Here is a 19,723-nt window from a genome sequence, read left to right as displayed (position 1 = left end):
CACGCCCATCGAGTTTTCCGATAGACTCCGCGGATGCACGCACTTGACCTCTACGACTACTCATTGCCACGCGAGCGGATCGCTCAGGAACCGCTACGCAATCGCGTCGACGCTAGGCTGATGGTGATCAACCGAGCCCATGGCACGATTGAACATCAACACGTCCGCGACCTACCCGAATTGCTGCGTGCCGAAGACTCGCTCGTTCTGAACAATTCGCGAGTCGTACCGGCGCGTTTGGTGGGCTATCGCACGCGAACGCAGGGCCGTTGGCAGGGGCTGTATTTGCGGAGCGACCCTACTACCGGGGTGTGGGAACTGCTGACGAAAACACGCGGAAGTCTCCAGGCGGGTGAAACCATCACGTTGCAAGACCGTGATGCCCGCGATGGTGGCCAACTCGAAGTCATCGGCCGCGATCAAGAAGGCCATTTGTTCGTCCGCCCGGTTCCTGAATCCGTGCGACTAGATGATTCGCTCGCCGGGGTTCCAATCTCACCGACGCAGTGGCTCGAGCGATTCGGTCGAGTTCCCATTCCCCCATACATTCGCGACGGGAGGATGGTCGACGCTGACCTGGTGAATTATCAAACGGTGTTTGCCAGCGAACGGGAAGAAGACAAGGCGAGTGTTGCAGCCCCGACCGCGGGGCTGCACTTTACCGAAAGCCTCTTGCGGAATATCGCCAAGGGGCAAACGGCAATTCACGAAGTGACACTGCACGTCGGCATCGGAACGTTTCGGCCCATCGAAGTGGACGATATCGATACGCATGTCATGCATGAGGAGTGGGGCCGCATCGACGCCGAGACCTGCGCGAACATCCGCGGGCGACGGGCCGCTGGCGGTCGCTGCGTCGCGGTGGGCACCACCAGCGTCCGGGTGCTCGAAAGCTGCGCGGCGGCGAACGGTGGGGCATTGCAAGAATGGACGGGCTCTACCGATCTATTCATCAAACCACCGTATTCATTTGCAGCAGTGGATGCCTTGATGACCAATTTTCACTTGCCCAAGAGCTCGCTGCTGGTGCTCGTCAGTGCATTCGCCGGTCACGAATTGATCATGCGGGCATACCAGGAAGCAATCGATGCAGAGTACCGGTTCTTCAGTTACGGCGATGCGATGCTGATTCTGTAGAAGAGCCTACATGGCAAAGGGAAGGGCCATGGTGAAGCCCTCCCTGCCTCACCATGGCCCTGTCGATGATGGAACGATGGCACCGATCGTTCCGCCCTCCCAATCCATGGTACCCGTAGTATCGGACGGGACTGGGCAGAACCTTCAGCAGAAATCGCAGAACCCGCAATAAAAGTTTGGGCTCAATTTTTGAGCAAGCGGCTAAAACTGCGAGCGCCAACAGCTCGGACCGCTGCAGCGGCCCGGCTATCTGGCGCTTGGAGCTACATCAAATCGTAGCTCGTCACCGGGAGGACCATACTGGTCACTGGCGTCGCGGTGTTGGTCTTGTAGTAATCTGGTGACCAGCGTCCCAGTTCAACGTACATGGCGATCACGGCGATCAGCATGAACAACATCGCCAGCAACAGCATGACGGTGTATACGCTTGGGGGACGCTTGGTGGGACGGCCCGGAGGATTATTCGATGGTAGTGTCGACACGGTCGCCCTCCTGGATAGCACCTTCGCTGTAGTCATTGAGAATCTCGGCCACGGCGCGGTCTGGCTCGGTCTTGCGAACTCGTAACCGGCTGACATAACGTCCGCCCCGACTCACTTCGAGCAGGTGTCCTTCGCGTAGACCATCGTCATACCCAATCGAAACTTCAACGAGTTTGCGAGGTCGGTTGATAACCAAAACATTCCCATTGCGATCTGGGGGCGACCCATCGAGTGGATCGTTCATGTTCAATCCTGCCGCGTCGACCACTTCCTTATAGCGGGTGACCTGTGCCAACAGTTGATCATTTCGATCTTGCTGTAATTGCACGATACCCCGCAGGCTGTTCATATCATCGGTCAGTTTCAGGGTTTCGGCGAACAGATTGTCGCGATCCTGTTGCTCCTTGCGGATCTGTGACCGGAGCATTGCCGCTTCCGCCGTGAGTTTTTCGAGCTCCTCAGCACGGCTACGGTCGAGCTGAGCCAACTCAGTATTCTTGGCTTGTTCCTGCTGGACGATCCCTTCGCTGGTACTCAATTGAGCTGCCAACGCAGTTTGCTTGGTCTCCAGAGCCGCCAATGCGGTGCGGCGAGCGACCCGCTCGCGATCCAAGTCCGCTTGGGTGCGGGCTCGAGCTTCGCGAAGCTGATTGTTGGTGCGTTCGTAGGTTTCGATTTGCGCCTTCAAGCCATTGTCGGACATCACGACGTCACGCCAATTGCGGTGCGATGCATTGACAGCGAGGGCCATAACCATGAACACCACGCTGAGCAATAGGATCAAAACCGAGAAGGATTTCCCGAGTAAATTCATGGGAAAGTGATTCCAGGAGGATGGGAGAAAAGAGGAGGGCAGCAGGGCGAATTGCCAAATTATAGTTGGCAAAAAAAACGCGTGTCAACAAATTTCGCACTTTTCACGCCTCGACGCCAATGATGTTGCTACGCACCGGTGAGTGTATCAGTTGTCTCGATTATCCCATCAACATCTCGGATATCTTCGCGATAGTTTGAGCCATGCCGTGGCGGCTTCGAATAACTTCCTCCGCTGCTTGCACCTGCCCACCCATCTCATGGGGATTATCAGCACACCTCTGCAGCGCGTCCACCAACGACGCGGGGTCAGCGGGATTCGCCCAAACGCAGGTTGGGTTTTGGGGGTCAACTTGCAATTCAGGGGTGCCGCCGCTCATGGTGGCGATAACGGGCACCCGCAGCGCAAATGCCTCGAGCACGACATTCGGCAGACCTTCGAAACGCGAGGGCAACACCAACGCGTCCGCCTGCGAGATCTCCCTCAGTGCCGGCGTGATCATGCCCGCAAATTCCAGCGAGTGTCCCCCGCACGTGCCGTCACTTCCGATCACTGCAGCCCACTGCTGCTCAAGGGCGGCACGATCGGGGCCATCGCCGATCAGCTTCACCGCGAGGCGGGGCAACCGTTGCGGCCACTCCGCTGGCAACCGCGCCAACGCCGCAATTAAATCAGCCTGTCCCTTTTCCGGGGTCATCCGCCCCACACAGACCAATTGCAATGGATCTCGCTGCCGTTCACCTGCGGGGCGAGCCTGCCAACCCGCCGAAGCACGAACGGATTCGACATCGATTGGATTGCGAACGACCGTGATGCGATCAGCAGGTAGCTGGTAATACTGGACGGCGGAGTCTGCGGCCGCTTGGCTAACGGCGATCACCTCGGCGCTGCGTCGATAGGCAGCAGCCAGCATCCGGCGTTTTGCCTGAATGAACCGTTTTTCAACCATCGGCAGGGCAGCATGCGGCGGACTGACGATGGTGGAGACGCGTCGCACCGCAAGTCCTTGAATTGCCGGATGCCCCGCGATCAGGGTGTTATGGAAGGCCCGATCGTACACCACATCGATCCGTTCCCGCCGCACCAACTCGGCAAACTCGATGGCCAGACGCCTCAGGATCGTGCCTGGAATGCGGCCCAGCACGGCTCCTAGTGAGCTCGTCTTCGCTTGCCCAGGGCAATGCAGGGTCACGTCGGCGGGCAATTCGGCGAGCAATTCGCCTGTCCGATGGGTCAAATACAAGTGCACATCGAAATCCTGGCGTGGCAGGTGCTGTGCCAGCAAAACGACTTGGCGTTCGCTGCCACCGCCCCGCATCGACGTGGCCATCAACAGAACTCGACGTCGGCTCAAACGCCCGCGGCCGATCCGGTTTTTTCAGCGATCAACGCGTCCAATTCCGCCTGGAGTTTCGGCAGGATCTCATCGTACCCATAGGCTCCCAAAGCCTCCTCGCCCTTCTTCAAGTTGACTTTGGCGGGACCACACCACAAACCGAGATCGGCATCATCGGTCTCACCCGGACCATTGACCCGGCATCCCATCACGGCGATGGTGATCGCATAGTCTTGCGCGTACCTCGTCATTTCTTTGACGCTTGCGGCGAGGTCCACGAAGGCCTCGTTCTCAACGCGAGAACAACTCGGACAGCTGATGATGTTCAGTTTCGTATCGTCAAATCGCACCACGCTGCGGACGCGGCCCGCTTGAATGTCGCTGATGATCTCTTTGCCCGCGTCAATTTCTTCGGGTTTTCGCGGATTCGGTAGCGTCAGCGAGACCCGCACAGTGTCGCCGATGCCCTTGCCAATAAGCTGCTCAAAGGCGATCCGGGTTTTAATGATGCCCTCCGGTGGCATTCCCGCTTCGGTCACTCCGAGATGCAACGGTACGTCGGGACGCAATTCAGCAAATCGCCGGTTGACTTCGACCACATTCGATGGATCGCTGTCTTTGAGCGATACGACAAAGTTGTGAAAGCCGATCGAATCGACTAGCTCACAATGCTCCAGGGCGGATTCGAGCATGGGCGTGATCGAGTCATCGGCAGCATATTTCTCCTTCTTCGCGGGATCGACGCTGCCACAATTCACACCGATTCGCACCGCACAGCTATGTTCTCCCGCCAGATCAATCAGATAACGCACCTTATCTTGCCACGTCATGTCGCGACCGTGGTGATAAAGATGGCCTGGGTTGTAGCGAATTTTGTCGACATGCGGCGCGACGAGTTCGGCGAGCCGAAAGTTCTCTTGCAAATCAACGGCGAGGTTCGCTGTCGTTCGCAAACGGATCTCCGCCAACGCCGCCGCATCTTGCTTGCTATCGACCGCAATCCGGACTACGCCAGCGCCCCGCTCCCGCAAGGCTTCCGCTTGCGCCACGGTCGCGTCAATGTCCTGCGTTTTGGTCGCGGTCATGCTCTGCACTGCAATGGGATGTCCATTTCCGATGGTGATGGAGCCGATGGTGACCGGGCGAGTTGGATTTCGCTGAATTGACATACAAGGGGGCGAGGGAAAGAGGAAAAGCGGGGGGGAGCGGTCAGACGCGAAACATTAGTCGCTCGATTCTGCTCGCTCGTAGAGTTTACGTATTCTATCGATGTCGACATCGACCGCCGGCAACTGGGGATCCATGTCCTGGAAAGTCTTCCGTACGATCGCTGCGACGCTCGCGTCGCGGTACCATTTTTTATCAGCGGGAATGATATACCAGGGGGCTTGTTTCGAATTGCATTTTTCGAAAACGTCCTCATAGGCTTCCCGGTACTCTTCCCACTGATCACGCGTGGCATAATCGCCAGCATTGAGTTTCCAGTGTTTGGACGGGTCGTCGAGCCGTTTTTTAAACCGCTGAAGCTGTTCCGCAGGGCTGATGTGAAGGTAGAACTTGAGAACTCGAGTGCTACGATGAGCGAGCAAGGCTTCGAAATCATTAATTAACTCGTATCGCTCCTTCCAAATCGATTTGGGGGCCAGTTTCTCGACCCGCACCGCCAACACATCTTCGTAGTGCGAGCGGTTGAAGATAGACACTTTGCCCGCCGCAGGGGCCGCGGCGTGAATTCGCCACAGAAAATCGTGGTCGAGTTCTTCGCTACTGGGGGCTTTGAACGGAAACGTCCGGCAACCTTGTGGGTTCATCTGCCCCAGCACCTTCCGGATTAATCCATCTTTACCGCCTGCATCAAGTGCCTGCAGCACGATCACCAATGATTGCTGGCCCTCCACGAATGTTCGGTACTGCAGCGACTGAATCTCTGCAACTGCTTTTGCGGTGAACGCGTGCCCATGGGCTTTGCCTCGAAACGGTCCCTCCATCTCGGTAGCAGTGTCCTTCAGTGAGACTTTTTTATCGGGATCGACCCGATGTTCCTCGCAGAAATCGAATTTTGGATCGAGGTCCCAGGTCGGTAGATTCATCGAAGCTCAACGGGGCAAAAAGAAGGGCGACGTCAACACGAAAATCACAACAAATTCTTCGTGGGAGCGGCGGAATTTGCGCCCCACGATATGGCAGTGTAGCGTGTCGACCCAAAAAGGTGCAAAGACATGCCCAACAAGGGCGGAACATGGGTTGCCAAGGTCGCGGCAATCGAGCACAATCCCGAACTGACGAACGAGACCACCTGGAGCGGTGGCTGAGTGGTCGAAAGCGCCGGTTTGCTAAATCGGTGACCGGTTCACGCTGGTCCGCAGGTTCGAATCCTGTCCGCTCCGCTGAAGATGATTCTGCATGATCGCTGATTCCAATTCGGCACCGTCGTTATCGCGGTGCCGTTTTTGTTTCTGCCGATCGCAATGGAAGTGTAGCTCAGTTGGTTAGAGCATTCGACTTTTAATCGAATGGCCCTGGGTTCGAGTCCCAGCACTTCCACTCAGGCCAATTTGCGAGTTGTCGTAGATTGGCTTTTTTTACGGACTTACGACAATCCAGTGGAAAGACGCGGACTTTCTAAGTCAACTGGGTTTAATCGGAGTCCCAACATGACGGGGTCACGGATCCAACAAGACTCGAGTGGGCAGCGTTCCCGAAGGCCACTATCAATCAATCCAGCGGGAAAAACGCCGCGGCGGCATTGTCTGCAAAAATCCGGCCGAAGTATCGACTCCAAGGGTAAGCGTTTCTTTCTCCAGGGCAAACGCTGGCGGTTACCACGCGGACTTCTCAACGAGAGGTCGAGGCTCGCAGGACGTTCAACCAGTCACCCTGCTCCCGCTCCGATAACTGCTGAGCTCTGCGTTTCGCAATGGACAAGTCGACGACCGTTTTGGTCAGCTTGCCCACTTGGTTTCAGGGCCCCGAGAGTCACCCCCACCCGCCACTTCCCACTGGCAATCAGAGCGGAGCTCTGCAGAGGCGCAACTTGGCAAGGGATATTCCGGTCGATGTTACGCCCAAAGTATTGCCAGTCCCTGGCGAACATTCATTCGTCGGAGACGCTATTTTATTGAAATCATACTGGAGCTCTACCTCAAGAAACCTCCCACTGCACTACGGCGCATGCTGCCGCCGGATGAGGCGTCCGCTAGAGTCCTGCGCCGACTCGAATCAAGCCGCAGCAAATCCTGCTTTCAACGTTCTGTCGGTCACCCAAAATGGCATCGTCACGCACTTGCTTCGAGCCATCGAGCCGCACCGTTTTCATCACCTAGATCGAATCGCAGCGGTCATGAGTAAAACGTGGACGCAAACTCCATACGTTTGATCGAGATACCGCCCATCATCAACCGGGCTTCTTGAGCAAATCCGTGGAACATCGACTCGTACCTCGCGATGTCAAAGGTTTGGCGGTTCGTCGCTGCTTTGGGATCGAGACAGGACAATGCGAAGATCGACATCGTCACCGCGGACGATGCGACAATCTGGATCATAGCCTTGGCAACGAATGGTGAAGCGAAAGAAGGTTACACCGGTCGCGGAACCCCAGCCGGTGCGGAATACGCCATCGGCGCCGGACACAATGTTCGGATCAGACCAATCAGGCTTCGGCCAGTCGCTTGGATTCATGGCGAATGTTGCACCAGCAATCGGTCGACCGTCACCATCAAGCACAACGCCCCCGAAGTCATAGTGCCTGCTGCAGCTAGCGACGATGCAGCAGAATGACGCAATTAGGAAGCTGGATAATCTGTAGCCAAGAGTCATTGCTTCAGCGCGACAATGTCAGAAATCACGGAGGTCAAGGGAAAGACGTCCAAGTAGACCGAAATCCCCAACTCCCGTCCGCCCATGCATTGCATGTTCTGTCGTCTCGACTTTGTGCTGACAAACCGCCGGGGCCAGTTCCGAGAGTTAAGTGATCATATCAGCCCGGCCCCGCAAACTCGATGCCCGAGTAGTTAAGCACCCAGTAAATAAGCGTCAGCAATAGCGCGAGACCGACGTTCATCAAAACGCTGATCCCACCGATAACTCTGGCGACAGTAAATCGATATGAAAACGCCACCACACCGATCGAAGTGATCAGGCTGAGAGCAACCACCGCAAACATCGACGTAACAATCGCGTTATCGCTAAGACAATTCTTTGTCAGCTGTGGCCAATACATAACCAGACCGAGAAACGCAAACGACGACACAACAGCCATCCATGCATTCCGGCGAGACGCAGTTGCAAAAGAAAAACGCGGATGAACGCTAGGACGTTCGATCAAGGAAACCACCGGTGCAAAAGGGTTCACGGCAGCGTGACAGTTGACTTTTTCTTCGACGGACGTCACGCATCACTCGGCATGCGCGAAAGAGCCGCCAATTTCAAACGCCGACTCGCGTACTAAAGTGCACTCGCTGGTTGCCCCTTAACGTTATTCCAAGGAGTGACACAGATCACCTATCGACGGACGACTGCGATCATCCAGTCGCGGCGAAAGATTCTCTCAATTTCAACACGCTGGACTCCCCGACGTGGGTGCATCGCCTGGTTCGTCGTTCTTTCAGTGTTGTACTATGGGGTCAGGCGTCGGCTCAATGTATTCAATCGGAACCGTGCAAATTACTGGACGTCCCGTCTCTGTTGTAGTACCAAACCAAACGCCAATATGTCCATCGGGCACCTCGGTATCGTCGGGTAGCATCACCACGACACCGACGCCGCTACCATCGAGGTGGACGAATTGCCCAATGGCAAAAAAGTTTATCAACATTCAATTCCATGATATCGCTCGTAGTTGTAGAAGTGCCGAATACTGGGTGGCTGAGTACAAGTTCGCGTAGCAACTCGCTATGACAGAAGTGGGATTCTTCGGGTTAGAAAACAATCAACCGTCAGGAAGCGAGGCTTCAAACTTTGCATTCACGTTTGCGTCCCTCCTTGTTCAACGAACGGTAGCGACGATCGAGTCGCGACGAGCGATTCAAACATTGCGAAAACGTGTAACACGCGGCTTCGTTGCCGTACGCACAACATGGGCGTGATCTTGTGAGGTTTGAGTCCCCCCCGTATTTAGTTCCGGTTTCTTTCGAAGAGTTAGTATACCAAATCTATTCCAACAGCAGGACAGTACGAGGCGAGGGCAACTGCGGTGAGGTGACAGACCGTGGAGAGGAAGCCTGCGAAGATGTCCGATAAGCCAGCGAACAACACGGGCTGGACGTCTTCTCGCCAAGACCTGCCAGGTTACGAACAGAAACATCATAGGAGGCCGACGACCCCAGGCGAGCGGGCTGCTGACCGCGAAGCCAGATCGGAAAAGTGAGCGGAGGTAGATGAAGAGCTTGGGCAGGGATAGATCACGACCCTTATTTGGGGAGAACTGTAGACGTACCCGTGAGTAAGGCGGGGCGACCGGTGTCACCCGACTCGTGTCCCAGCAGTCGCGAGGACTGAACTTTGTACGTTCTCCGTTCCAACTTCAGCCTAGTCAAACGACCCAAATCTGGGCAATCCAGTGCGAATTCGTTTCATCGCGGATTCTGAGAAGCCTAGGTTTCCAGTATGGATAAACCGCAGATTCTTCATTTTCAATAGGTCTTCAACACATCGCTCATCCATCGACGTGTTGTCGATCTGCAAGAATCGCAATTCCGTAAGATCGGCAATCGCCGTGATCGATAAATTTGTCAGCCGATCATTGTGATTGATGCGTAGGTCTCGAAGTTTATTCAATCCAGATAGGTGAGCAACCCCCGTGTCGGTGATATGGTTGCTGCCAACAAAAAGCCGCTTAACTTGGTTTTGTGACCCAAGAAACTTCAACCCTTCATCTGAAATTTCCGTCGAATCCAAGCCGATCGTTGAGATCTTCGGGAATTGGCAGATTAACGGCAAGCCTTCATCGGAAATCTTAGTGAAAGGGAACCAAACAGATTCCAGTTTTGTTAGTTGCTTGAAACGCGATAGGTGGTCATCCGTCAGGTCGGTATATGCAAGATTTAGACTCTTGAGTTCCGTAAGCTTCTCGATTGTCGCGAGCACATCCGCGTCGAGCGGGCAATAGTTGATTTGCAGTGAAGTAACTTTTTCACGTTCAGACGAAAGCCGACGCAATTCGTCAGCGGTAATCTGCTTATTGGTGAACTTGCGGAGGTCTGGATCATCTGCAATGCCAACGGTTGTTGCTGAATCGTCACAACCTAACATCGCAAGCAGGAATACAATGGAAGCCAAGCGTTTCATAATCGTGGTCACGTCAATTCAGGTATAGATCGGCGAACGTCAACGATCACATGGTCGCCGCGAACGACTCCACCAATTCGATAAGCTCAACTCGGCGCCTCACGTGCATCGTTTGGCTCCGCCTACTTCCCGTCGGGTTCGTCGGCCAGGTCACGTTCCAAAATATAGCGTATGTTCCCGGTGCCATCAGTATCGAACGTTGTTGGCCGACCGCCCTTCCCGAAGCAAAGCTGCATCCGCCCGTCGACGATCTTGTAGATTGCACGAATGTCGCGACGCGAGTCGCCCTCGCGCATCGTGAAATCGAGGTTTCGCGGCGATTTTGCTCAGTGCATTCCGCAATCGTCCTGTCGTGTTCCGGTTCGCTCACAGCGGTCATGCTATTCATTGCGGTTGAAACGTCGATTCGCATGTATCTTGATTGGCCGACGAAAGGCGGAGTTCACGCTGGTGGCGGGAGTTGATCATCCTGTTCGAATCGCACGGCCACCGCCACCCCCGAGCAATTTTCTGCTTATCCGCTTTTTCGTCGATAAGGATCCGGGTCGCCATCGAGATACTCCGGTCGTAGAAGCCCGAACTGAGGTTGGAAGGCAAAGTCGTCGAGGTCGATGGGAAGTCGAGAGCCAGGCGAATGTATCACACCACCATGAGCAACGAAAATCTTTAGTGCTTTGCGAACGAGCTCAATGCTGGAGCACAGCGCAGAAAGGCTGTCGGTCCCAGCCTGTCGACGTCGATCCATAATCGGATCAATTTCGATGTAAAAGCCGACGTCCGACGAATCTGCATCGGTCGGAATCATGTGTCGGTCCCCAATCGCAACAGTCATTAAGAATTGACGACCATTACGGTCCAGGCAATCGAATGACGCTTCAGCTGCGGGATTGTCCATGAGTTAGCCGGATAGCTCGTGCGTTGAACTTTTGTCGCCACACTGGGCGGTGCTGGACGTGGAATCAAAACGACTGATTCCTCAGATGATTCTAGCAGGTAAAACTCGTTGCGTGCTGACCAGCCTTTCAGGCCGGGAAGGTTTAGCTGAATGGGTCGTGCCAATTGCCGCGCGGTTTCCTTTGCACCTTCTACCTGCGTTTCCAGGTACCAATCGCAAAAAAATCGGTATCGTAGGCTGCCGTCCATAGGCGACGATGCCATTCGCGTTGCCGATCCGCGTACCACATCGGACATGTATCAGTCTCGCGCCAGAGTGGCTCGCTCCAAGACGGCTTGGCCGTTTCGCTGACTAACTCCATTCGCTCACTTCCACACTGATCGCAGGTCAGATCGGGGGTCTCGTGAGGTGGCTCCGTAACGAATTTGGTGTCAGCTTCCGCGCCCGCTACGCATTTGAGTGACGCCAGCAGGTCGCGGCAACGGGAGACGTAATTGCCTTGGCGATTGTTGCTCCAGCCACCCATGTACCGCGTTTTGGTCATCTGGTCCGGCTGAACATGAAGGCACCCACGCTGAACGAAATCGTTCGTGGTCAGCGTGATCGGCACTTGCTGCCGCTCGCCACCATCTCTCTTGCCTTCCCGGGCCATGAATGTCAGTTCCTCTCGGTTCGCCGAGACGATGCGACGATCACTGATCGGTCCGCCCGTCAGATAGTTGATCACCTTCCTGGCGTGGCTCAACGGCCTCGGTGGCGGCTGGATAAAGGTCACCCAATTCTAAGATTCCAACTGATTGACAAATGCCTTCCAGTTGCCATCGCTGCGAAGGTATTCGAACTTGCCACCAAAGTTCAATTTGCCAGCCGCCCGCAGACGACGCAGCTTGGAGATGGCCTGATTGCGGTAGGCCTCACGAAGACGATCGACATCCACCAGATGTTAGCCATCGGAGCTCCTCGACTTCGGCGGAGCCTTTGCCTCTTTCCAGGAGGACTTGCTCCGGCTGGGGCCAGCACCAGGGACTAACATGTGCACATGCCAGTGAGCTTCCAACTTTTGATTCCACGTGTGCAGCACCGTGATGGCAGCCGGATCATAGCCTTGCACGCTTTTGCTTTGGCGAGACAGACTCGTCCACGCCGAACTGACCAGCAAGTCAGCCAGCTCGTGACGGTTTGCCAGCGCCAGTTCCGATAGCTCGCTCGGGAGCGTGAAGACTCAGCGAGCGAAACCGATCAACTCAGTGCATTGCTGACAAGGATGCCAGCCCACTACGCCCAGTGATGCGGCCAGCCAACTGAACAGCTCACTGCAAGCACTGCAAGCACTGCACCGGAGCGATTCGATTAAGTTCAACGGTGGTCGTAACCGACGACGGACGGTTGATTTTCCATTGATAGAACCGCGCAAGCCGTCCTTCGGTTCACGGATTTTTTGATCCGCAAGTTCCTACGGGACCAGTGCGAAAGAGTCATGAACCGCAGTGCTCGCTGCGTCAGTAGCAACCGGAGCAACCGCGCCAGCGGGGGCGGACCATGCCATCGGGTGAACCATCCAGGCAGTTGAAACGAACATGGCGAACCCAATCAAGAAGACGACGGTGTGTGAATAGGCCGAGGCCCACCACTTTCGCTTTCGAATGCACCGTGCCACAAAAAGTGTTTCTGCGAACATAAGAATCACGATAAAGGGAGTGTAATTAGCGACGTAATTCGAGACGGTTCGCAGGCGTGAGAACTCTTCGGTGTCAGCGATGCCGTACGCAGAGTAGTGGTGCTGTGCTGCCCAGCAAAGCTGAACCACTGTGAGGTAGAGTGCGCCAAACGCAAGCAAGTGGATTAGTGAAATCCCAGCGACGCCGAACCAACTTCCGCTTGGTTTCGATCCAGTTTCAACTACCGGTGCCATATTGAGTTCCCTGTGATGAGAGTGAAGAGTGACTGGATCTCTATCGGATATCGGCGGAATTCATTTGGCCGGGCCGAGAGACGTTTGATCTGCCGGTAATCGTGACGCCCGGCTTTGGTGCAATTCATTGGTTCGTCGTCGTCCCGGTTTCGCCTAGATGCATGTCTTGAGCGTAAAGCGTACGCCAACAATTATAGCAAAAATTAACGACGGCGATAAAACGGCGAGATCACCAGGTAAATGGGATATGCTACCATCAATACAATCAGACTGGCCTCGTGGCGAGAGAATACTTCAGCCCAACGTTCCATTTTACGCGACGGTCCGAGTATCCCGAAGAACACTAAAGCGAAACCCACCAACAGAAAGCTAAGGAATAGCGTAAGACGCAATCCAGCCCACCCAGTGTTGCCTGAGTCCTGATGTTGCCAGATGAAAGCACAAGCCCCAACGAACGTGAGTCCAAGAGTGACGATGTAACTACGGCAATAGACAGAGGGTTCTAGAGATTCCTTACGCACGGTGACACAGACTCCATCGACGAACAACCGCGACATCCGGGTCGCCTCGGTTGATCGTCCATTTGGAAACTCGCTGTCGGCCACTACGGTTCATCGCATGGTTACCCGTCATTATGGCCCATCGTCGATCCAGAAGCTACGCGTGTCACCAGCCTCGTTTGCCTGCCAGCGGAACCTCGCAGCGACATCTAGAAACGTTAGCCAACCGCGCCCACCTGCCCAAGTATCGATGCATATGGCGTGGCCAACGTCTCGCCGTTCCCCGGTTCGTTGGGGCGTGTGACCACAGACCATCGTTAACCCGGATTCGCGCGAAACAGGATTGCCAAACGATTCCCAGTACAGCATGACGTCTGGCTGTTCATCGAGTGGAACCTCTGCGTAAGCATTGGCGTGAACGAAGAAGTGTGTTCTCGTTTTGAAGTGAGATCGAAGTTGCAAACGAAGAAACGCCAGATGTGCGCCTGGAATAGCGTCGAACGCGTCAGCACCGTACGACGAGAGAACCGTGTCCCCACCGCACACGCGCCACTCGTCGAGTTGACGTTCTGATCGTGTCGCTGCGAACATCATCAGTTCGTGATTGCCGCGTAGAGCGATCAAGTTCCCGCTGTCATTGCGGTCGATGAGCCATTCGATAACGGACTTAGAGTCGGGGCCACGGTCAACGTAATCACCTAGCGTGATGATCCAATCTTCCGGCTTGAACTCTGCAAACGATTCTAGTGCAGCTAGAGATCGGTAGCATCCATGAATGTCACCAATCGCAAGAGGTGCGCACGAAATTTCAGTCTCCATTCAGTCGGGTAACGCTAGCCACAAGCGAGCCGCGACGAGGGATTCAACCACTGCCAAAACGCGTGACACGCGGCTTCGTTTCATGGCATTGATACTCGCCGTCTTAGGAAATACGGATAGTGCGAGCTATGCAGGAAGGAGGCGTGTCCTGGTCATTCGCCGGTATCCGTAGAACGCAACGTTGGCGAGTGCGACGACAATCACAATTTCGAGTAAACCGGGATTCACAATTTGCGAGAGCAAGGCACCTACGCCAGCGGCGGCAGTGAGCCAAAAGAAAAATGAGTTCATCATTGTGATCCGTGAAAGTGTTGAACCGAAGCCTATAAAAGATAAGATTGTAGCAGATGCGGGCATGCAGGGCGGAAGGGCAAAAAAACAAATCTGCGCAGCAGACGTCTGGCAATTTCATGCGATCTCGTTTGATACGGACGATTTAGGCAGCCAACGCGAACGTCGCCTGCTCAAAAATCGATAGCGTTTCGTCCACGCCCAGTGGGATAAAGAATCCATGTAAGTCCAAGGTTTGACGGGTGGGAGCCATTCGTTAAAAAACTGGCGACTCAAACCCGTGATCTGGGCAGCTTGCGGCCGCCCGTCACATTTACTCCACCCACCAAACACATGGAATGAAATCTCATGAAGATTCTCGCACTGGACCTCGGGAAATTCAACTCCGTTTGCTGCCTTTTCGACTCAAAAACTCGCAAAACGCAGTTTGTCTCGACACCCACTACGAGAGAACACTTCGGTGTCATCTTCCAGGACACCAAGGCCGATTTGGTCGTCATGGAGGCCTGCGGCCCCTCGGGGTGGATCAATGATCTGGCACAACATCATGGGCATGAAACACTCGTCTGCTCCACCAACGAAGAAGCCTGGCGGTGGGCCAACGTCAAACGGAAAACTGACCGAGACGACGCTCTCAAGCTCGCTCGGATGGCCGCCATGGGTGAGCTCAAAGGCGTTCACACACCGACGCTGGAACATCGTGAGTTCCGATCGCTCGTCAAATACCGCAAGACCCTCGACGGACGAATCAACAAAACCAAGAACGCCATCCGTGCGTGGTTCGTCAACCACGGGATCGAGATCGCAACCGGCGAGAAAGCCTGGCACTCCGGTCGCGAGCACATCAACTCGTTTCGCAAACCCCTGACCGACTGCGGGCCTGAGGAACTCTGGAAAGGAGAACTCGACATCGAACTGACCATTCTCGATTCGCTGGCCGAGCAACTCACTGGTGTCGTCAAGAAGCTCGAAGCGATCGGCAAGAATGACGAACGTATCAAGCGAGTCCAAACGATCCCCGGAGTCGGACCACGAACCGCTGAAATCCTGGTCGCGTGTCTCGACGACCCTCACCGCTTTGAAAACGGACGACAAGTGTCGGCCTACTTCGGCTTGGTTCCACGGCAGTATCAATCCGGCGAAACGGATCGCAACGGACGCATTACCAAGCGTGGCAATCCACTGGCACGAACGATCCTCGTCGAATGTGCTTGGGCCTCGCTGCGGTACAACCCGTGGGCCAAGGGCGTCTACGAGAGGATCTGCGGCAAACAAAAGACACGCAAAAAGAAAGCTGCGAGCGCGTTGGCTCGCAAGATCGCCGTGATCGCCTGGGCAATGCTGCGAGACGAAAAGGATTGGGACCCGAAGCAAATGATCCAGGTCACTGAATCGTTCGGAAGGATGCCGGCGGGGCTCAAGGACTCACTGCAAAACATGAAACCCAAAGAGAATGCAGATCAGCGAAAAAGTCGTCTTCGCAAGGAAGCCCGCGCGGCGAGAGAGGCCGCCGAGAGGGGGGCTTCAAAAACAACTGGGCAGAATCCCGTGAAGAGAACGAGCACTGGATCTGCCAAGCCGACCGCTTCCAAACGCAAAGCGACCAACTCGCCGGCGACGCGCTCGCCTCGGTCCACTTCTCAATCAAACGAAAAACTACGAACGAAAACCTCCAAGCCACGGCGAGCAAGAAAGCCAGTAATTTCTGCCTGATGCCCAGACATCGGCGTAACGAATCGGCCTTGCTCGCCTTTTTCATCTTCCGGTCACCAGGACAACCTGTATCGGCTGCCTGATGCTTCGACATCGTCGTAACGAATCGGACCTGCTGGCCATTCAAACCATCTCATTACTCCAACCCTATCGTCATTCTTTCAGTCAACACCAACACCAACCCGATCACCCCAGGAGCCCGCTGCCAGCCCACGACACGAACCACCAAGGAACAGACCTGCCCTCCGTACTGAGCACCGACCCAAGTTGATGCGGACCGTTCGATTTAGGATCGATCCATTGCAAAGGATCGCTAGAACTATCCGACACATCGCCCTAAAGAATGTGCCGTACCGAAGGAAGACCACTTGCTGCTCATTGAAGCCTCCAGGCAAGTGCTCGCCGAAACACGTCGCCAGTCTGAATCAAGTGGCTGGAACCGTGCAAGGATAACTGAGGGGACGCCGCCATCATGAATCATGTTGGCCCACCAGGACCAAGAGCGTTCACACCTCGAATAGTCGTTTAATCCAGCTCCTTACCCGTTCGTGTCAGAAGCCGTTGATGCATCCGTGATCGACATCAACCGAGATGGAAACCGGTGCCATTCACCTGCGCCTTTTTTCGGTCGCCATGCTCTGGCGAGCGACCGAAAAAAGCCTCCGGCGAACGGCACCTCACCTCCACCAGCGGAAAAAAAATGAAGTAAGACAAAAAACAACCCAACACCACTTGTCAAACCTTGGACTTCATAGCGGGAGCCATCAGCGGGCCGCGACGAGCGACTCAACCACTGCCAAAACGTCTGACACGCGGCTCCGTTGAATGGCATTGTTATTTGCTGGGCGTGGACCGGGCATGGCCGATTGCGGCTAGTCGATCAGCAACAGATGGTATCCGATGGTGACAATCGACGCGAGCATAATTGCCCCAGCGATCAAACGCAACCGAGCATTTTGGGCGGTAACAACCCATGCCAGCGATGCCACGATGGCAAGTGAGCCAAGACCACAGATGTAGCCGACAAACAGTGTCATTTCGGCGTTGTGATTCCAGGGGCCGCCCATCGAGCGATCGAAATCCGCTGCTGGTAAGTAGCGATTGTTATGAGCGTACCACCAAGTCAGTCCAACGGTACCGACAAGTGCTAAGAATAACGATATGGCGTTAAGCTGTAGGATACGGTTTGCCATGGAGTGCGAAGCACTGCGTAATGGGTGCAAGCATAAAGGTGAGCGGATCGGCGTCAATCAAATAACGTAGAGGTCACGGGGTAACGTGGCACCGCAACGGAGGCGGTAAAATGGCGAAGCCAATCGCCGCAGTGGAGGTGACGCGTTACTTCCGTGCACCGCCGTTGTTCGTAGCGCACAGTGGATCAAGCGCGTAGCGACACACGACACGACCGGCCAGACCGCAATCGTATCGAGTCGCCCATCCGCACGCAAGCAAATTCGGGCATTGGATTCCATGCGTCGAGGATCGCGGACGCTGGAGTCAGGCGTCGGAAACTACAGGCGTTGGACGTTGCAGCCTGCGGTTCAGCGAGTTCACCAGCGCCTACGAACGTCACCAATCACCCGGCGGCGACGAGAGATTGGCCATTTTCGAAACGCCCGACTTCGCCGCTCGGGTGCATTGGATTGTTCTGCCTCTACTACGCATCCGAGTTGAGGTTGTAGTCCAGTAGTTCGATCATCTCAAAAACGAATCGACGTTTGGATTCGTTCAGGTGTAAACGGTTACCGATTGTCCTGTCCGCCCAACCACGAGCGCTGCCTCCGTCTTGCTCGAATTCCTGCGACATTGCCGTCCAATCGCAGACCATTTCAATCAGGTCGACATCCGTCATGTCGTTCGGGTCACTGTGGAAGTCAGGATGATGGCGATTCGTCGTCATATGGTGATCGATTGCCGAACGGACGCGTTCTTCCATTCCGTCAGGGTATGCGAACGGTTCGCTAGAGCGGCGGCACCGATGGAACTCAGTAAGCCAGATATAAGGTATCCGTTCTTCGGGTCCGTATTTGGACGCGTCATGAACCCGTGCACGATCATTCAGTTCGTCGGCGTATTCGGATACGGATGCCATCACAGCCAAGCATCGACGGACGCGATCGATGTGCTCCGCGGTTCGACGCTCGTAAAACGCGACCATCTCTGGAGTTGGTTCAGATGTTGTCATTCCGTGATTCGTCTGATGGCAGAACAATAGCTTCAACCCTTGTCAGTAGGGTCGTATTCGGGAATCTTTCCAATACGACCTAAGTGAGTGTGGTTGTTTGACCAATACCCCGCAGGCCGCTAGAGTGGTAGTTGATGATAGTCTTCTCAGGCAGCAAAGGCAACCTCGCTAACTCGAAGGATCATTCTGATGACACTTTTGGAATTTGAGATCGCGGTGGCGTCTGCCGATGGCGGGGGGGGGAGAGCGATCGGGTTTGGTTCCCGAAGTGGCTGCGGCGGTATGCGATGACGTTCCCCCAGGGCCTGGTAAACGAGTTGGCTGTCAATCGCGAAACGACCCTGCAATTTTCCCGCATGTTGTTGGAGGTGGGGGCTCCGGCTTGGCAGCGTTGGCAGGCGGTGAGGTCACTGGAGTGTTATCGCGACTTGGTGTTGGGACGCTCCGAGCCAGATTTGTCGAGCATCATTGCCAAACTCGCGCAGTTGGGCAAGCAAGAACGCAACCTTGACTTGGAGGTGCCGCCGACCGAGGAGGAATTGGCAATTATCCGTGGCAAGATGGATCCTGCCGAGCCCGTGCTGGTTCAGACGATGCGTGGCGACATGCGTGTGCTGCACGACACTCCAGCGCGGGGACGCAGCATTTCGTCAGGCTAGCCGCCGTTCCCCCGCATGAGCCCGATCGCAATTTGAGCTGACTTCTCTGGTATTGGGCCCGGCCAGCGTTAGGTTGAGGCTGGGCGTTGACGCGGCAAAACGATGTCGGTGCGTGCTCCATCTTCATCGGTTCCTAGAACCGGTTTAGTGCATACGAAAAGCGGCGAGATTCGCTAACCGCTGGTCGTCAGCGGCTCGCGGGCGCGGCGGCGGAGATGGTAGCGGCGGTGGGGCCGGTGGCAGCGCATCGAGTCCACATACTCAGGACGACCCGCCACGCTATCGAACAAGCGTCCAAAGTCCTTGATCAGTTCACACCAAGTCGCTCTGTCCAGGCCAAGCCGCACCAGAATGGGCGGCACACACGCAGAGGTGCGATGCTTACCAGGGACGGTTTGCCGGGCCGTCCAGTCTAATAGCTCCAAGTAATCCGCAGCCCGCATGGCCAAGAATCCTTTGTCACTACAGCGTTTTCCCGCTGCACTCTCACACGGGCCCACTGGCTAGGACGGCTCGTCCTCGCGATTTGCCCGCGTCGCCACCCGTTGGCACAGCAACCGTATCTACCAACTGAAACTACTCAGTCGCTGGCGGATTTCAGCGAGTTTGATAGGACACCCGGCGATGGACTTGATCTCGGAATCAGTCGGTGTCATCGGAGTCGCGAGAGTGCTATGTCCCCGAGGTTCACTATG

At 55.4% G+C, this 19,723-nt stretch carries 23 protein-coding genes and 2 tRNA genes; 6 read left to right on the top strand and 19 right to left on the bottom strand.

The window, feature by feature from the left end; translation table 11 throughout:
- Positions 1-33: 33 nt before the first annotated feature.
- Complete coding sequence (gene queA / locus Poly21_RS08985) at positions 34-1,137, top strand: tRNA preQ1(34) S-adenosylmethionine ribosyltransferase-isomerase QueA (RefSeq protein WP_146406501.1); 1,104 nt, start codon at positions 34-36, stop codon at positions 1,135-1,137.
- A gap of 263 nt (positions 1,138-1,400) precedes the next feature.
- Here queA and Poly21_RS08980 read toward each other — a convergent pair whose 3' ends face one another.
- From Poly21_RS08980 to Poly21_RS08960, 5 genes are all read right to left on the bottom strand, one after another.
- Entirely contained in the window at positions 1,401-1,619 is a 219-nt protein-coding gene (locus tag Poly21_RS08980; RefSeq protein ID WP_146406500.1) for a hypothetical protein, read from the bottom strand.
- A complete protein-coding gene (locus Poly21_RS08975; RefSeq protein WP_146406499.1) occupies positions 1,597-2,433 on the bottom strand; it encodes a hypothetical protein in 837 nt (278 codons plus the stop codon). The genes Poly21_RS08980 and Poly21_RS08975 overlap by 23 nt, the downstream gene beginning before the upstream one ends.
- Before the next feature lie 160 nt (positions 2,434-2,593).
- Positions 2,594-3,763, bottom strand: a complete 1,170-nt coding sequence (locus tag Poly21_RS08970; RefSeq protein ID WP_302118197.1) for a glycosyltransferase — start codon at positions 3,761-3,763, stop codon at positions 2,594-2,596.
- Between the two features lie 20 nt (positions 3,764-3,783).
- Positions 3,784-4,938, bottom strand: coding sequence for a (E)-4-hydroxy-3-methylbut-2-enyl-diphosphate synthase (ispG, locus tag Poly21_RS08965; RefSeq protein ID WP_146406497.1), 1,155 nt, complete (start codon positions 4,936-4,938; stop codon positions 3,784-3,786).
- Between the two features lie 54 nt (positions 4,939-4,992).
- Complete coding sequence (locus Poly21_RS08960) at positions 4,993-5,859, bottom strand: PPK2 family polyphosphate kinase (protein WP_146406496.1); 867 nt, start codon at positions 5,857-5,859, stop codon at positions 4,993-4,995.
- 208 nt (positions 5,860-6,067) lie between these two features.
- Here Poly21_RS08960 and Poly21_RS08955 point away from each other — a divergent pair.
- A tRNA-Ser gene (locus Poly21_RS08955) sits at positions 6,068-6,156 on the top strand.
- Between the two features lie 83 nt (positions 6,157-6,239).
- Positions 6,240-6,313, top strand: a tRNA-Lys gene (locus tag Poly21_RS08950).
- Positions 6,314-7,107: 794 nt separating this feature from the next.
- Here the strand turns inward: Poly21_RS08950 and Poly21_RS08945 are convergent.
- The 11 genes from Poly21_RS08945 to Poly21_RS08900 all read right to left on the bottom strand — a co-directional run bounded on the left by Poly21_RS08945 (position 7,108) and on the right by Poly21_RS08900 (position 14,180).
- Positions 7,108-7,311 (bottom strand): hypothetical protein, encoded by a 204-nt coding sequence (locus Poly21_RS08945; RefSeq protein ID WP_146406495.1) that lies wholly within the window; start codon positions 7,309-7,311, stop codon positions 7,108-7,110.
- A gap of 434 nt (positions 7,312-7,745) precedes the next feature.
- Positions 7,746-8,027, bottom strand: a complete 282-nt coding sequence (locus tag Poly21_RS08940; RefSeq protein ID WP_146406494.1) for a hypothetical protein — start codon at positions 8,025-8,027, stop codon at positions 7,746-7,748.
- Positions 8,028-8,372: 345 nt separating this feature from the next.
- Positions 8,373-8,582: a hypothetical protein gene (locus tag Poly21_RS08935; protein ID WP_146406493.1), complete on the bottom strand. Its 210-nt coding sequence runs from the start codon at positions 8,580-8,582 to the stop codon at positions 8,373-8,375.
- Positions 8,583-9,295: 713 nt separating this feature from the next.
- Positions 9,296-10,066 (bottom strand): leucine-rich repeat domain-containing protein, encoded by a 771-nt coding sequence (locus Poly21_RS08930; RefSeq protein WP_146406492.1) that lies wholly within the window; start codon positions 10,064-10,066, stop codon positions 9,296-9,298.
- A gap of 502 nt (positions 10,067-10,568) precedes the next feature.
- Positions 10,569-10,859 (bottom strand): hypothetical protein, encoded by a 291-nt coding sequence (locus Poly21_RS08925; protein WP_146406491.1) that lies wholly within the window; start codon positions 10,857-10,859, stop codon positions 10,569-10,571.
- Positions 10,860-11,139: 280 nt separating this feature from the next.
- Positions 11,140-11,676 (bottom strand): transposase, encoded by a 537-nt coding sequence (locus tag Poly21_RS08920; RefSeq protein WP_302118194.1) that lies wholly within the window; start codon positions 11,674-11,676, stop codon positions 11,140-11,142.
- A gap of 54 nt (positions 11,677-11,730) precedes the next feature.
- Positions 11,731-11,886, bottom strand: a complete 156-nt coding sequence (locus tag Poly21_RS27305) for a hypothetical protein (RefSeq protein WP_302118192.1) — start codon at positions 11,884-11,886, stop codon at positions 11,731-11,733.
- A gap of 6 nt (positions 11,887-11,892) precedes the next feature.
- Positions 11,893-12,030, bottom strand: coding sequence for a transposase (locus Poly21_RS27300; protein ID WP_436967491.1), 138 nt, complete (start codon positions 12,028-12,030; stop codon positions 11,893-11,895).
- 372 nt (positions 12,031-12,402) lie between these two features.
- Positions 12,403-12,861: a hypothetical protein gene (locus tag Poly21_RS08910; protein ID WP_146406489.1), complete on the bottom strand. Its 459-nt coding sequence runs from the start codon at positions 12,859-12,861 to the stop codon at positions 12,403-12,405.
- A gap of 203 nt (positions 12,862-13,064) precedes the next feature.
- Positions 13,065-13,418, bottom strand: a complete 354-nt coding sequence (locus tag Poly21_RS08905) for a hypothetical protein (protein ID WP_146406488.1) — start codon at positions 13,416-13,418, stop codon at positions 13,065-13,067.
- Between the two features lie 75 nt (positions 13,419-13,493).
- On the bottom strand, positions 13,494-14,180 hold the full coding sequence (locus Poly21_RS08900; RefSeq protein WP_146406487.1) for a metallophosphoesterase family protein: 687 nt from the start codon (positions 14,178-14,180) through the stop codon (positions 13,494-13,496).
- A gap of 181 nt (positions 14,181-14,361) precedes the next feature.
- Between Poly21_RS08900 and Poly21_RS27295 the strand changes: the two genes are divergently transcribed.
- Both Poly21_RS27295 and Poly21_RS08890 read left to right on the top strand, forming a co-directional pair.
- Positions 14,362-14,658, top strand: coding sequence for a hypothetical protein (locus Poly21_RS27295; protein WP_302118190.1), 297 nt, complete (start codon positions 14,362-14,364; stop codon positions 14,656-14,658).
- A 161-nt stretch (positions 14,659-14,819) separates the two neighbouring features.
- On the top strand, positions 14,820-16,184 hold the full coding sequence (locus Poly21_RS08890) for an IS110 family RNA-guided transposase (RefSeq protein WP_302118188.1): 1,365 nt from the start codon (positions 14,820-14,822) through the stop codon (positions 16,182-16,184).
- Between the two features lie 872 nt (positions 16,185-17,056).
- Here Poly21_RS08890 and Poly21_RS08885 read toward each other — a convergent pair.
- Complete coding sequence (locus Poly21_RS08885; protein ID WP_146406485.1) at positions 17,057-17,377, bottom strand: hypothetical protein; 321 nt, start codon at positions 17,375-17,377, stop codon at positions 17,057-17,059.
- A gap of 464 nt (positions 17,378-17,841) precedes the next feature.
- The gene (locus tag Poly21_RS08880) at positions 17,842-18,369 is read right to left on the bottom strand and encodes a DUF5662 family protein (RefSeq protein WP_146406484.1); all 528 of its coding nucleotides are present in this window, start codon (positions 18,367-18,369) and stop codon (positions 17,842-17,844) included.
- A 287-nt stretch (positions 18,370-18,656) separates the two neighbouring features.
- Between Poly21_RS08880 and Poly21_RS08875 the strand changes: the two genes are divergently transcribed.
- Complete coding sequence (locus Poly21_RS08875) at positions 18,657-19,028, top strand: hypothetical protein (RefSeq protein ID WP_146406483.1); 372 nt, start codon at positions 18,657-18,659, stop codon at positions 19,026-19,028.
- A gap of 173 nt (positions 19,029-19,201) precedes the next feature.
- Here the strand turns inward: Poly21_RS08875 and Poly21_RS27290 are convergent, their stop codons facing one another.
- On the bottom strand, positions 19,202-19,471 hold the full coding sequence (locus Poly21_RS27290) for a hypothetical protein (RefSeq protein ID WP_302118185.1): 270 nt from the start codon (positions 19,469-19,471) through the stop codon (positions 19,202-19,204).
- Positions 19,472-19,723 lie beyond the last annotated feature (252 nt).

Origin of the sequence: Allorhodopirellula heiligendammensis (genome assembly GCF_007860105.1) — a bacterium.
Lineage (GTDB): Bacteria > Planctomycetota > Planctomycetia > Pirellulales > Pirellulaceae > Rhodopirellula > Rhodopirellula heiligendammensis.
The sequence above is the reverse complement of the archived record's forward strand: the minus strand, read 5'-3'. Positions and strand labels throughout refer to the sequence as shown.

Excerpts from the sequence above, each read along its gene's own strand:
- queA (WP_146406501.1), top strand. The coding sequence starts at position 34 with ATGCACGCACTTGACCTCTACGACTACTCATTGCCACGCGAGCGGATC.
- Poly21_RS08975 (WP_146406499.1), bottom strand. The coding sequence starts at position 2,433 with ATGAATTTACTCGGGAAATCCTTCTCGGTTTTGATCCTATTGCTCAGC.
- Poly21_RS08970 (WP_302118197.1), bottom strand. The coding sequence starts at position 3,763 with ATGGCCACGTCGATGCGGGGCGGTGGCAGCGAACGCCAAGTCGTTTTG.
- ispG (WP_146406497.1), bottom strand. The coding sequence starts at position 4,938 with ATGTCAATTCAGCGAAATCCAACTCGCCCGGTCACCATCGGCTCCATC.
- Poly21_RS08960 (WP_146406496.1), bottom strand. The coding sequence starts at position 5,859 with ATGAATCTACCGACCTGGGACCTCGATCCAAAATTCGATTTCTGCGAG.
- Poly21_RS08945 (WP_146406495.1), bottom strand. The coding sequence starts at position 7,311 with ATGATCCAGATTGTCGCATCGTCCGCGGTGACGATGTCGATCTTCGCA.
- Poly21_RS08940 (WP_146406494.1), bottom strand. The coding sequence starts at position 8,027 with ATGGCTGTTGTGTCGTCGTTTGCGTTTCTCGGTCTGGTTATGTATTGG.
- Poly21_RS08935 (WP_146406493.1), bottom strand. The coding sequence starts at position 8,582 with ATGTTGATAAACTTTTTTGCCATTGGGCAATTCGTCCACCTCGATGGT.
- Poly21_RS08925 (WP_146406491.1), bottom strand. The coding sequence starts at position 10,859 with ATGATTCCGACCGATGCAGATTCGTCGGACGTCGGCTTTTACATCGAA.
- Poly21_RS08910 (WP_146406489.1), bottom strand. The coding sequence starts at position 12,861 with ATGGCACCGGTAGTTGAAACTGGATCGAAACCAAGCGGAAGTTGGTTC.
- Poly21_RS08905 (WP_146406488.1), bottom strand. The coding sequence starts at position 13,418 with ATGTCGCGGTTGTTCGTCGATGGAGTCTGTGTCACCGTGCGTAAGGAA.
- Poly21_RS08900 (WP_146406487.1), bottom strand. The coding sequence starts at position 14,180 with ATGGAGACTGAAATTTCGTGCGCACCTCTTGCGATTGGTGACATTCAT.
- Poly21_RS08890 (WP_302118188.1), top strand. The coding sequence starts at position 14,820 with ATGAAGATTCTCGCACTGGACCTCGGGAAATTCAACTCCGTTTGCTGC.
- Poly21_RS08885 (WP_146406485.1), bottom strand. The coding sequence starts at position 17,377 with ATGGCAAACCGTATCCTACAGCTTAACGCCATATCGTTATTCTTAGCA.
- Poly21_RS08880 (WP_146406484.1), bottom strand. The coding sequence starts at position 18,369 with ATGACAACATCTGAACCAACTCCAGAGATGGTCGCGTTTTACGAGCGT.
- Poly21_RS08875 (WP_146406483.1), top strand. The coding sequence starts at position 18,657 with ATGACGTTCCCCCAGGGCCTGGTAAACGAGTTGGCTGTCAATCGCGAA.
- Poly21_RS27290 (WP_302118185.1), bottom strand. The coding sequence starts at position 19,471 with ATGCGGGCTGCGGATTACTTGGAGCTATTAGACTGGACGGCCCGGCAA.